This window comes from Pseudomonas sp. PGPPP4, from assembly GCF_002256045.1.
Lineage (GTDB): Bacteria > Pseudomonadota > Gammaproteobacteria > Pseudomonadales > Pseudomonadaceae > Chryseomonas > Chryseomonas oryzihabitans.
In genome coordinates, this window is the sequence record NZ_NKID01000002.1 from 348,477 (window position 1) to 360,556 (window position 12,080).

The window sequence follows — 12,080 nt, forward strand, 5'->3', positions numbered from 1 at the left end:
ATAGGACCATTGGTCTGACTATGGCTGGACGCCCGAATCAGTGCCCTCGTGGGAGCGACGATCCCGGCTGGCGCTAGCCGGCCGGGGCACCCATCTGCGCCGAGATGCGCGCCGTGGTGGCGAGCATCTGCTCGACGTACTCGGCCTTGAGGTCTTCGCGAAAGCGGAAGCAGGGAAAGGACACGCTCAGGCCGGCGATGACCTGGCCGAAGCGATCGCGGATCGGCGCCGCCAGGCATCTCATGTTGGCCTCGAATTCCTCGTGGTCTTCGGCGAAGCCCAGCTCACGAACCCGCGCCAGTTCCGCGAGGTAGGCGGCCAGGCTGTCGAGGGTGTTGGGCGTGCGACGGACAAAGGTTTCCTGGGCGAGGATCTGCCGCACCTCGGCTTCAGGGCGCCAGGCCATCAACACCTTGCCGATCCCGGTGCAATACAGCGGGGCCCGCCGACCGATACGCGAATACATGCGCAGGGTGTAGCGTGAATCGAGCTTGTGCACATAGACGATGGCGCCCTCGTCGAAGATGCCGAGGTGGACGGTCTCGCCGGTGAGGTCGTTGAGCAGGCGCATGCCCGGTTCGGCTTCGCGGACCAGCTCCAGCTGGGGCAGGGCGCGGGCGCCCAGTTCGAACAGCTTGACGCTGAGGCGGTAGCGGTCCTCGGCGTCCTGGACCACATAGCCCAGCGCCTTGAGCGTCTGCAGGAAGCGGTGGACGGTGCTCTTCGACAGGTCCAGTTGCTGCGCCAGCTCCGAGACGCCGCAGTCGTCCTCGCGCTCGCCGAGGGCTTCGAGCACCGCCAGGGTGCGCCCGACGGCGCTGACCATGTCATTGCCGAGTTGCTGATTCTTTTCCATGGGACCGCCGGTCGCCTGGTTGCCGGAACACTGTTCCATTCTGATTGACGGATGCGGGAAAGGCCAGCAACACTGTTAGCCAGCGAATGGAACAACGTTCCAAAGCATTTCGCGCGTAAGGGTCTTCTCTCACCGCTGGCGGTCGCCGGCGGTGCGAACAAAAACAACAACGGAACCCGCGACGATGAAATCCATGACCAAGGCCCCGGGCGCAGTGGCGCCTGCCGCTCATACTCCCCGCTGGCTGCCCCGCGCCCATCCGGTGTCCTGGCAGATGCTGGGCATCACCACCCTGGCGATGCTGATGATTTCGGTGGATCGCCAGCTGTTGCCGACCGTGCTGCCGGCGATCATGCAGGAATTCGGACTGGACGCCGCCCAGGGTGGCTGGCTCAGTTCGCTGAGTTTCGTCGGCACTCTGGTCGGCGCCCTGGTGGTGGGGGTGCTGGCCGACAGCGTCGGTACCGGCCACCGCCGTGCCTGGAGCTGGGTGGGAGCCTGCGCCCTGACCATAGGCTCGGCCTTCGCCACCGTGTACGCGCGCTCGCTGGGCGCCCTGCAGGTGCTGAGATTCACCATGGGCCTGGGCACCGGCGCCATGGAGCCGGTCAACATCGCCGTGGCCAGCGAATTCTGGCAAAAGGAAAATCGCGGCTTCGCCCTGGGCGTCCACCATACCGGCATGCCCCTGGGGCAATTCGTCGGCCCGGTCCTGATGGGGCTGATCCTGGCCAATGGCGACTGGCGCGCCACCTTTCTCTGGATTCCCCTGATCGGTCTGCCGATCATCCTGCTGCAGCTCTACCTCGGCCGCCGCCGCAACGAGGAACAGGTCTATGCCTGGATCCGCGAGCAACGGCTGACCGTGCCGGTCGACACCGCCGCGCCGGTCTCGCGCAATCCGCTGAGCAACCTGCGCCAGGCCTTCGCCGAGCGCAACGTGCGCCTCTGCCTGGTGATGAACTTCCTGTTTCTCTGGACCGAGATGGGCGTGGCCACCTTTCTGACCTACCAGCTCACCAGCCAGCTGGGGCTGAGCCTGGCCGAGGCCGCGGTGATCTCCGGCGCCTCGGGGCTGGTGGGCTGGGCGGGGCAGATCTTCTGGGGGACGCTGAGCGATCACCGCGGCCGCAAGTTCGCCCTGGGCATCCTGACCGTCGGCTTCTCGATCTGCGTGGCCCTGTGCATGTTCATCGACAGCCGCGCCATGGCCTGGACCCTGCTGCTGGCCTGGGGCCTGTTCCGCAACTCGCCCTATGTGGTGCTCTATTCGCTGGCGGTGGATTCCTCGCCCCGCGCGGCCGGCAGCGGCCTGGGTCTGCTGATTGGCGTGGGCCTGGGCCTGGCGGGCTTTCTGGTGGGGCCGGTGGCCGGCTACGTGATCGAGCATTTCGGCTGGCACTGGAGCTACGCCATGCTCGCCCTGAGCTGCCTGCTGGTGCTGATACCGCTGCGCTTCGTGGAGGAGACCCAGCATGGCGCCACCTGAATGCCTGTTCGATCATGGCGATGAACTGGGCGAAGGCCCGGTCTGGGATACCCGACAGCAGCGCCTGCTGTGGGTGGATATCCTGGCCGGTCGCCTGTTGCGCGCGGCGCCGCAGCCGGCGGCTCCGGTCGAGGTGCTGGAGTTCGGCCGACCGCTGGGCTGCGCCGTGCCCCATGTCGACGGCTCCACCTGGCTGGCCCTGAGCGACGGCGTCTGGCGCCTGGCCGCCGGCGCCGCCCAGCCGACGCCCATTGCGCAGCCGCCCCGGGCGGTCCATGGGCCTCAGCACCGTTTCAATGACGGCAAGTGCGATGCGCTCGGCCGCTTCTGGCTGGGCACCACGCTGCTCGACGAGGCGCCCGGCGGTGGCCGGCTGTATTGCCTGGACCTGGACGGCCAACTGCATCAGGTGCTCGACGGCATCACCGTGTCCAACGGCCTGGGCTGGAGCCCGGACAACCGGACCTTCTACTACATAGATTCGCCCACCCGCCGGGTGCAGGCCTTCGACTTCGATCTCGCCAGTGGCCAGCTCGGTCGCGGACGCACCCTCATCGACTTCGGCGAGCAGCCCGGCGTGCCCGATGGCCTGGCCGTGGACAGCGAGGGCGCGCTGTGGATCGCCCACTGGGACGGCTATCGCCTGAGTCGCTGGAGCGCCGAGGGCGTATTGCTCGCCTGGGTGGAGCTGCCGGTGGCGCGGGTCACCTCCTGCGCCTTCTATGGCGCGCGCCTGGAGCAGTTGCTGATCACCACCGCCCGGGTGGGTCTCGATGATTCCGCCCGCCAGGCGCAACCCCTGGCCGGGCGCAGCTTTCGCCTCGATCCCGGCGTGACCGGCCTGGCAGTGTCCGCCTGCCGCGTCCGGGTTCCGGACCATCCTCAGGAGTCTGCATGACGCTACCCCTCGTTTCGTCCCCCCTGACCCGCATCGGCCTCATCGGCGAATGCATGGTCGAGTTGCGCAGTCAGGAAGATGGCCAGCTGGGCCAGGCCTTTGGCGGCGATACCCTGAATGCGGCGGTCTATCTGCGGCGGCTGCTCGGCGACGACCCGGTGCAGGTGGATTACCTTACCGCGGTGGGCGACGACAGCCTGAGCCAGGCCATGCGCGCACGCTGGCGGGAGGAGGGGGTGAGTGACGCGCGGGTGCGGGTATTGCCCGGGCGTCTGCCGGGACTCTATCTGATCCAGACCGATGCCGACGGCGAGCGGCGCTTTCTCTACTGGCGCGGCGAGGCGGCGGCGCGGGAGTGTTTCGACGGCGCCGAGGCCCAGCCGCTGCTGGCGGCCCTGGCCGAGTATCAGTTGCTCTATCTCAGCGGCATCAGCCTGGCGGTGCTGACCGATACCGGTCGCGAGCGGCTGCTGGAAGCCCTGCGCCAGGCGCGCGCTGCCGGCACCCGCATCGTCTTCGACAACAACTACCGGCCGCGGCTATGGCCGAATCTGCAGGCGGCGCGCACGGCCTATCACCGGTTGCTGCAGCTCGCCGACCTGGCGCTGGTGACCTGGGAGGACGACGCCGCGCTGTTCGGCTTCGCCGACGAGGCGGCGCTGCTTGCCCAGTACGCCGAGTGGGGCGTGGCCGAGGTGGCGCTCAAGCGCGGCGCGCGCAGCTGCCTGCTGCAGCATCGCCAGGGGCGCCAGGAGGTGGCCGGCGAAGCCGTGGCCCGAGTGGTGGACACCACCGCCGCCGGGGATTCCTTCAGCGCCGCCTACCTGGCCTGCCGCCTCCAGGGCGGGGCGCCCGAGGTGGCCGCCGCCTGGGGGCATCGCCTCGCCGCCACGGTCATCCAGCATCCCGGTGCACTCATCCCGCGCGCCGCCATGCCGGCGCTGCCGCCCCTGATTCCCGCGCTCACTGCCCAGGCCTGAAGCCATGAAGATCACCGAAGCCCGCGTCATCGTCACCTGTCCCGGTCGCAACCTGGTCACCCTCAAGATCGTCACCGACGAAGGCCTCTATGGCCTCGGCGACGCCACCCTCAACGGCCGCGAACTGGCGGTGGTGGCCTACCTGGAAGAGCACGTGCTGCCGGCGCTGATCGGTCGCGACGCCCATCGCATCGAAGACATCTGGCAGTACCTCTATCGCGGCGCCTACTGGCGGCGCGGACCGGTCACCATGACCGCCATCGCCGCGGTGGACGTGGCGCTCTGGGATCTCAAGGCCAAAGCCGCCGGTATGCCGCTGTACCAGCTGCTCGGCGGCAAGAGTCGCGAGCGGGTGATGGTCTATGGCCACGCCACCGGCAAGGACATCGAGAGCTGCCTGGACGAGGTGGCCCGCCATGTGGAGCAGGGCTATCGCGCGGTGCGGGTGCAGTGCGGGGTGCCGGGCATTCCCACCACCTATGGCGTGGCCAAGCGCGAAGGTGAGCGCTACGAGCCGGCCGACAGCGACTTGCCGGCCGAGCACGTCTGGGACACCGCCAAGTACCTCAATCACGTGCCCAAGCTGTTCGCCGCGGTGCGCGAGCGTTTCGGCGACGACCTGCACCTGCTGCACGACGTGCACCACCGGCTGACGCCCATCGAGGCGGGACGGCTGGGCAAGCGGGTCGAGGAATACAACCTGTTCTGGCTGGAGGACTGCACCCCGGCGGAAAACCAGGAGGCCTTCCGCCTGATCCGCCAGCACACCACCACGCCGCTGGCGGTGGGCGAGGTGTTCAATTCCATCCACGACTGCCGCGAGCTGATCCAGGAGCAGCTGATCGACTATATCCGCGCCACCCTGGTGCATGCCGGCGGCATCACCCACATGAGGCGCATCGCCGATCTGGCGGCGCTCTACCAGGTGCGTACCGGCTTCCACGGCGCCACCGACCTGTCGCCGGTGTGCATGGGCGCGGCGCTGCACTTCGACACCTGGGTGCCCAACTTCGGCATCCAGGAGCACATGCCCCACGAGGCGCGCATCGAGGAGGTCTTTCCCCATGCCTATCGCTTCGCGGACGGCCATTTCACCCCGGGCGAGGCGCCCGGCCACGGCGTGGACATCGATGAAGACCTCGCCGCCCGTTATCCCTACCAACGCGCCAGCCTGCCGGTGAACCGGCTGGTGGACGGCACCCTGTGGCACTGGTGAAGGAGGAGTCCAGGATGAAAGCCTTTCAGGTCAGAGCGCCCCACGAATTCAGCATCGAAGAGGTCGCGGTGCCCACGCTGGCGCCCGGCGAGGTCCGCGTCGGGGTGGCCTATGCCGGCATCTGCGGCTCGGACATGCACATCATCCACGGGCAGAACGCCTTCGTGCGCTTTCCCCGCGTCACCGGCCACGAATTCGCCGGCGTGGTGCGCGAGGTGGGCGAGGGCGTGAGCGGCCTGGCGGTGGGCGATCCGGTCTGCGTCGATCCGGTGATCGCCTGCAGCAGCTGCTATCCCTGCCGCATCGGTCGGCCCAATGTCTGCAGTCGCCTGCAGGTGCTGGGAGTGCACCGCGATGGCGGCTTCAGCGAAGAGGTCTGCGTGCCCGCGGCCAATGCCCATCGCCTGCCGCCCGGTCTGCCACTGGCCCAGGCCGCGCTGGTCGAGCCCTACAGCATCGCCCTCAATGTGCTGGAGCGGATGCAGTTCCTGCCCGGCGATGCCCTGCTGATCTACGGCGCCGGCGTGATCGGCCTGACCCTGGTGCAGATGGCCAGGGCGCTGGGCATCGCCGACATCACGGTGACCGATGTGCTGGACGATCGCCTGGCCACCGCCCGGACCCTGGGCGCGACCCGCACCCTCAATGGCCGCGAGACCAGCGTCGAGGCGGCCATGCGCGAAGCCACCGGCGGCGAGGGCGTGCCGCTGATCGTCGACGCCGCCTGCCATCCGGCCTTGCTGCCGGAGATCGTCCGGCTGGCGTCGCCGGCCGGGCGCATCGGCCTGCTGGGCTTCAGCGCCACGCCCAGCGAGCTGGTGCAGCTGGAGATCATCAAGAAGGAATTGACGCTGGTGGGTTCGCGGCTCAACAACGGCCGCTTTCCGCGGGTCATCGAGCTGCTGGCGGCGGGCCGGCTGGATGCCGCGGCTTTGATCAGCCACCAGGTGGCCAGCCAGGAGATGCCGGGCGCCATCGAGCTGATCGAAAGGCACCCCGAGCAGACCCGCAAGGTGCTGGTGCAATGGGGTGGCAGTGCCTGACAACACGGGCTCCCCAAGGGGCGCCGCTGCGATGCCTTACCGAATAACGACAATGAGCGGGAGGTAACAAATGGCTGGACAAGGTCGTGGACTGGTACTCGTCATGCTGTTCCTGGCGGGGGTCGTCAACTATCTGGATCGCTCGGCGCTGTCGGTGGCGGCGCCGCTGATCCAGAAGGACTTCGCGCTCAGCGCCGGCGAGATGGGGCTGCTGTTCAGCGCCTTCTTCGTCGGCTACGCGGCGTTCAACTTCATCGGTGGCTGGGCCGCCGACCGCTATGGCGCCAAGACCACGCTGCTGCTGGCCATGGTGCTCTGGTCGGCGTTCAGCGGCCTGACGGTGCTGGCCTCGGGCTTTGCCGCGCTGATCGTGATCCGGGTGCTGTTCGGCATGGCCGAGGGGCCCCTGAGCGTCTCCACCAGCAAGATGGTCAACAACTGGTACGCGCCGCACAACCGCGGCCGCACCCTGGGCCTGTCGATGTCGGGCACCCCCCTGGGCGGCGCCATCTCCGGCCCCATCGTCGGGGTGATTGCGGTGACCTACGGCTGGAAGGTGTCCTTTGTCGTCATCATGCTGATCGGCTTCGTCTGGGCGGTGGTCTGGTACCTCTGGATCAAGGACAAGCCCAGTGGCCAGCTGGCCGCCGACATCGCCGCCGAGGAGCGCGCCGTGGCCGTGGTGGACACCGAGGTCAGGCCGCTCAAGTACTACCTGCGCCAGCCCACGGTGCTGTTCACCGCCCTGGCGTTCTTCGCCTACAACTACACCCTGTTCTTTTTCCTCACCTGGTTCCCCAGCTACCTGATCCAGGCCTATGGCCTCAACGTGAAGGACATGAGCATCGCCACGGTGATCCCCTGGGTGCTGGGCTTCATCGGTCTGGCGGTGGGTGGCTATCTGTCTGACTGGGTGTTCCGCAAGACCGGCCGGCTGATGTTCTCGCGCAAGGTGGTGCTGGTGACCTGCCTGCTGGCCTGCGCCCTGTGCATCGCCGTGGCCGGCCTGGTCAGCACCCTCTATGCCGCGGTGGCCCTGGTGGCGCTCTCGGTGTTCTTCCTCTATCTGACCGGCGCCATCTACTGGGCCATCATCCAGGACACGGTACCGGCGGCGCGGGTGGGCGGGGTGAGCGGTTTCATGCACTTCCTGGCCAACACCTCGGGCATCATCGGCCCGGCGGTGACCGGCTACCTGGTGCAATTCACCGGGGCCTTCACCAGCGCCTTCCTGCTGGCTGGCGCCCTGACCGTGATCGGTTCGCTGTGCGTGGCGCGCTTCGTCAAGCCGCTGGCCGAGCGGCCGGCCGATGCGCCCGCGGTGCTGGCCACCGGAGGCGCCCGATGAGCGATTTTGAACGCATACCCTCGCGCTATCCGGCGCCGGCCATCGGCATCGTCCACCTGGGCCTGGGCGCCTTCCATCGCGCCCACCAGGCGGTCTACCTGGAGCGCAATCTGGCCCGCCATGGCGGCGGCGCCTGGGGCCTCTGCAGCGCTAACCTCAGATCGGGGCGGGCGCTGGTGGAGACCCTCAGCGCCCAGGAGGGTCGCTATCACGTGGCCGAATACCGCAACCGGCGCGAAGGGGTGCTGCGCGAGATCGGCGTCCTGCGCGAGGTGCTCTACGCTGGCGACGGCGGGGCCGGGCGCGAGGCCCTGCTGGCCCGGCTGGCCGATCCCGGGGTGCGCATCGTCACTCTGACGGTGACGGAAAAGGGCTATTGCCTGAGTCCGGCCAGCGGCGCGCTGCGCCGCGACGATCCCGGCATCGTCCACGACCTGGCCGAGCCGCGGGCGCCGCGTACCGCGCCGGGGCTGCTGGTGGAAGGCCTGCGCCGGCGTCGCGCGGCCGGCATCGCGCCCTTTACCGTGCTCTGCTGCGACAACATGCCGGACAACGGCCAGCGGACCCGCCAGGCGGTGGTGTCCCTGGCCGAGGCCCAGGACGCCGGGCTGGCGGCCTGGATCGCCACCACCGTGGCCTTTCCCTGCAGCATGGTGGATCGCATTGTCCCGGCCATGGACGAAGCCGCCTTCGCGCGGTTGCGCGATCTGGGTTGCGATGACCCGGCCGCCGTGGTCGGCGAGGCCTTCAGCCAGTGGGTGGTCGAGGATCGCTTTCCGCAAGGGCGCCCGGACTGGGAACGGGAAGGGGTGCAGATGGTGGCGGACGTCCGCCCCTTCGAGACCATGAAGCTGCGCCTGCTCAATGGCAGCCATTCGCTGCTGGCCTATGTCGGCAGCCTGGCCGGTCACGGCACCGTGGCCGAGGCCATGGCCGATGAACGCCTGGCGGCCCTGGTGCACCGCTATATGAGTCGCGAGGCGGCGCCGACCCTGGACATGCCGGAAGGCGTGGATCTGCCGGGCTATGCCCAGGCGCTGGTCGCTCGCTTCCGCAACGATGCCCTGCAGCACCGCCTGCGGCAGATCGCCATGGACGGCTCGCAGAAGCTGCCGCAACGCTGGCTGCTGGGCGCCCGGCAGCTGCTGGAGCAGGGCGGTGATCCGGCCTGCACCGCCCTCGGCGTGGCGGCCTGGATCCACTATGGTGAAGGCGAGGGCGCGGCGCTGGACGATCCCCTGCGCGCCACCCTGGCCGCCTTGCCTACGGGCGCGGCGCGGGTGGACGCCGTGCTGGCGCTGGCCGAGGTCTTTCCCCCCGACCTGGCCGCGCACCCCGTCTTTCGCGCCGCGGTGCAACGGGCCCACGCGCGCATCGCCGCGGCGGGTATCGAAGCGGCCATCGCCGATCTGACCGAGCAAGGAGTCTGACATGGAACACACCTGGCGCTGGTTCGGCCCGCGCGATCCCATCTCTCTCGCCGACATCCGCCAGACCGGGGCCACCGGCATCGTCACGGCGCTGCACGAGATCGCCAATGGCGAGGTCTGGCCGGTGGCCGCCATCGCCGAGCGCAAGGCGCTGATCGAAGCGGCGGGGCTGTCCTGGTCGGTGGTGGAGAGCATCCCGGTCCACGAAGACATCAAGCGCGGCCTGCCGGGTCGCGAGCGCTACCTGGAGAACTACTGCCAGAGTCTGCGCAACCTCGCCCAGTGCGGCATCGACGTGGTCTGCTACAACTTCATGCCGGTGCTCGACTGGACCCGCACCCAGCTGGCCCATCGGTTGCCCGACGGCGGCTGGGCGCTGAGATTCGATCAGGACGCCTTCGCTGCCTTCGATCTCTGCATCCTGCAGCGTGACGGCGCCGAGGCCGAGTACACCGCCGCGGAGATCGAACGGGCGCGCCGCCATCACGCCGGGCTCGACGACGCCGGTCGCGACGAACTGGTGCGCACCCTCATCGCCGGTCTGCCGGGCGCCGAGGAGGGCTATACGGTGGCCGACCTGCGCGCCCTGCTGGCCACCTATGCCGGTATCGACGCCGCGCGACTGCGCGAGCACCTGGCGGTCTTTCTCCAGGCCGTGGTGCCGGTGGCGGAAGAAGTGGGCATCCGCCTGGGGGTGCATCCGGACGATCCGCCGCGACCGCTGCTGGGTCTGCCCCGGGTGGTCTCCACCGCCGCCGATGCCCAGTGGCTGCTGGATGCTGTGCCGAGCCCGGCCAACGGCCTCACCTTCTGCACCGGCTCCTATGGCGTGCGCGCCGACAACGACCTGGTGGCCATGGCCCGCCAGTTCGCGCCGCGCATCCATTTCGTCCACCTGCGGGCGACCCGGCGCGAGGCGGATCCGCGCAGCTTCCACGAGGCCCATCATCTGGATGGCGACGTCGACATGGTCGGGGTGATCCGCGAACTGGTGCGCGAGGAGCATCGCCGCGCACGCGACGGCGGAGCGCGCCTGCCCATGAGGCCGGACCATGGTCATCAGCTGCTGGATGACCAGGGGCGGCGGACCAATCCGGGCTATTCGCTGATCGGCCGGCTCAAGGGCCTGGCGGAATTGCGCGGTGTGGAACAGGCCGTGCGGCAACTGGAAGAGGAGCGGGGCTGATGTGGATCGGCAGCTATCAGGCACCCCTCAGGCGTGGTCCAGACCAAATTCGAAGGCTGACATGGAGACCCCTATGGAATTGATCACCCGCAGCGGCGCCGCGGCCGCTGCCCGCGCCACCCTGCGTCTGCACCCGCTAGACGATGTGCTCATCGCCCGCCAGGCGCTGGTGCCCGGCCTGGAATTGCCGGAGGAGGGCGTGCAGGTCCGCGAACCGGTGCCCGCTGGGCACAAGGTCGCCGTGCGCGCCATCGCCGCAGGTGCGCCGGTACGCCGCTATGGCCAGATCATCGGCTTCGCCCGCGCGGCCATCGCCGCCGGCAGCCATGTGCACGTGCACAACCTGGCCATGGGCGACTTCACCCGCGAACACGCCTTCGGCATCGAGGCGCGTGGCGCCCCGGCGCCCATCGAGCGCAGCTTTCTCGGCATCGTCCGCCCGGATGGCAGGGTGGCGACCCGCAACTACATCGGCATCCTCACCTCGGTGAATTGCTCGGCCACGGTGGCCCGGGCGGTGGCCGACCATTTCCGCCGCGACGTCCGTCCCGCGGCGCTGGAGCCCTATCCCAACGTCGACGGCGTGGTCGCCCTGACCCATGGCGTCGGCTGCGGCATCGACACCCAGGGCGAGGGCATGGCGGTGCTGCGCCGCACCCTGGGCGGCTATGCGGCCCACCCCAACTTCGCCGCCGTGCTGTTCATCGGCCTCGGCTGCGAAGCCAACCAGATCCCCTCACTGCTGGCCGACCAGGGCCTCGCCGAGCATGCGGGACTGCAGACCCTCAATATCCAGGACAGCGGCGGCACCACCGCCACCGTGGCCCGTGGCATCGCCGCGGTCGAGGCGTTGCTGCCCGCGGCCAATGCGGTGCAGCGCGAACCGGTCAGTGCGCGGCATCTGATCCTCGGCCTGCAATGCGGCGGCTCGGACGGCTACTCCGGCATCAGCGCCAATCCGGCCCTGGGCCGGGCGGTGGACCTGCTGGTGGCCGCCGGGGGCACTGCCATCCTCTCGGAGACGCCGGAGATCTATGGCGCCGAACACCTGCTCACCCGGCGCGCTGCCAGCCCGGCGGTGGGCGAGCGCCTGGTGGAACGCATCCGCTGGTGGGAGGACTACTGCGCCCGCTTCGGCGCCAGCCTGGACAACAACCCCTCGGCGGGCAACAAGGCCGGCGGCCTGACCACCATCCTGGAAAAATCCCTGGGCGCGGTGATCAAGGCCGGCTCCACCGATCTGATGGCGGTCTATGGCTACGCCGAGCCGGTGCGCACCCCGGGCCTGGTGTTCATGGACACCCCCGGCTACGACCCGGTCTCGGCCACCGGCCAGGTGGCGGGCGGTGCCAACCTGATCGCCTTCACCACCGGCCGGGGTTCGGCCTATGGCTGCGCACCGACGCCGTCGCTGAAGATCGCCACCAACACCCGGCTGTGGGAGAGCCAGCGCGACGACATGGACGTGGACTGCGGGGGCCTGGTGGACGGCAGCACCACCCTGGAAGAGCGGGGCGCCTTCATCTTCGAGCGCCTGCTGGCGCTGGCTTCGGGGGAGCGCAGCCGCAGCGAGTTGCACGGCTACGGGCAGAACGAATTCGTCCCCTGGCAACTGGGCGCCACCACCTGAGTCG

10 protein-coding genes are annotated in these 12,080 nt (G+C 69.2%); 9 read left to right on the top strand and 1 reads right to left on the bottom strand.

Going from position 1 to position 12,080, the window contains the following annotated elements; all coding sequences use genetic code 11:
• Positions 1–73 precede the first annotated feature (73 nt).
• Complete coding sequence (gene kdgR / locus CFE50_RS04465) at positions 74–856, bottom strand: DNA-binding transcriptional regulator KdgR (protein ID WP_027599650.1); 783 nt, start codon at positions 854–856, stop codon at positions 74–76.
• A gap of 193 nt (positions 857–1,049) precedes the next feature.
• Here kdgR and CFE50_RS04470 point away from each other — a divergent pair, with 193 nt between their 5' ends.
• The 9 genes from CFE50_RS04470 to CFE50_RS04510 all read left to right on the top strand — a co-directional run bounded on the left by CFE50_RS04470 (position 1,050) and on the right by CFE50_RS04510 (position 12,076).
• Entirely contained in the window at positions 1,050–2,345 is a 1,296-nt protein-coding gene (locus tag CFE50_RS04470) for an MFS transporter (RefSeq protein WP_286731574.1), read from the top strand.
• Complete coding sequence (locus CFE50_RS04475; RefSeq protein WP_115945479.1) at positions 2,332–3,243, top strand: SMP-30/gluconolactonase/LRE family protein; 912 nt, start codon at positions 2,332–2,334, stop codon at positions 3,241–3,243. Before CFE50_RS04470 ends, CFE50_RS04475 begins: the two co-directional genes overlap by 14 nt.
• Positions 3,240–4,223, top strand: coding sequence for a sugar kinase (locus CFE50_RS04480; RefSeq protein ID WP_074582790.1), 984 nt, complete (start codon positions 3,240–3,242; stop codon positions 4,221–4,223). Before CFE50_RS04475 ends, CFE50_RS04480 begins: the two co-directional genes overlap by 4 nt.
• Before the next feature lie 4 nt (positions 4,224–4,227).
• A complete protein-coding gene (manD, locus tag CFE50_RS04485) occupies positions 4,228–5,439 on the top strand; it encodes a D-mannonate dehydratase ManD (RefSeq protein WP_286731580.1) in 1,212 nt (403 codons plus the stop codon).
• Positions 5,440–5,453: 14 nt separating this feature from the next.
• Positions 5,454–6,482 (top strand): Zn-dependent oxidoreductase, encoded by a 1,029-nt coding sequence (locus CFE50_RS04490; RefSeq protein ID WP_286731582.1) that lies wholly within the window; start codon positions 5,454–5,456, stop codon positions 6,480–6,482.
• Positions 6,483–6,552: 70 nt separating this feature from the next.
• Positions 6,553–7,830, top strand: a complete 1,278-nt coding sequence (locus CFE50_RS04495; protein ID WP_286731585.1) for an MFS transporter — start codon at positions 6,553–6,555, stop codon at positions 7,828–7,830.
• A complete protein-coding gene (locus tag CFE50_RS04500; protein WP_286731588.1) occupies positions 7,827–9,260 on the top strand; it encodes a mannitol dehydrogenase family protein in 1,434 nt (477 codons plus the stop codon). The genes CFE50_RS04495 and CFE50_RS04500 overlap by 4 nt, the downstream gene beginning before the upstream one ends.
• Before the next feature lies 1 nt (position 9,261).
• Positions 9,262–10,446 carry a mannonate dehydratase gene (gene uxuA / locus CFE50_RS04505; RefSeq protein WP_286731590.1) on the top strand — a complete coding sequence of 395 codons (1,185 nt, stop codon included), beginning with the start codon at positions 9,262–9,264 and terminating at the stop codon, positions 10,444–10,446.
• 73 nt (positions 10,447–10,519) lie between these two features.
• The gene (locus tag CFE50_RS04510) at positions 10,520–12,076 is read left to right on the top strand and encodes a UxaA family hydrolase (protein ID WP_286731592.1); all 1,557 of its coding nucleotides are present in this window, start codon (positions 10,520–10,522) and stop codon (positions 12,074–12,076) included.
• Positions 12,077–12,080: the final 4 nt, after the last annotated feature.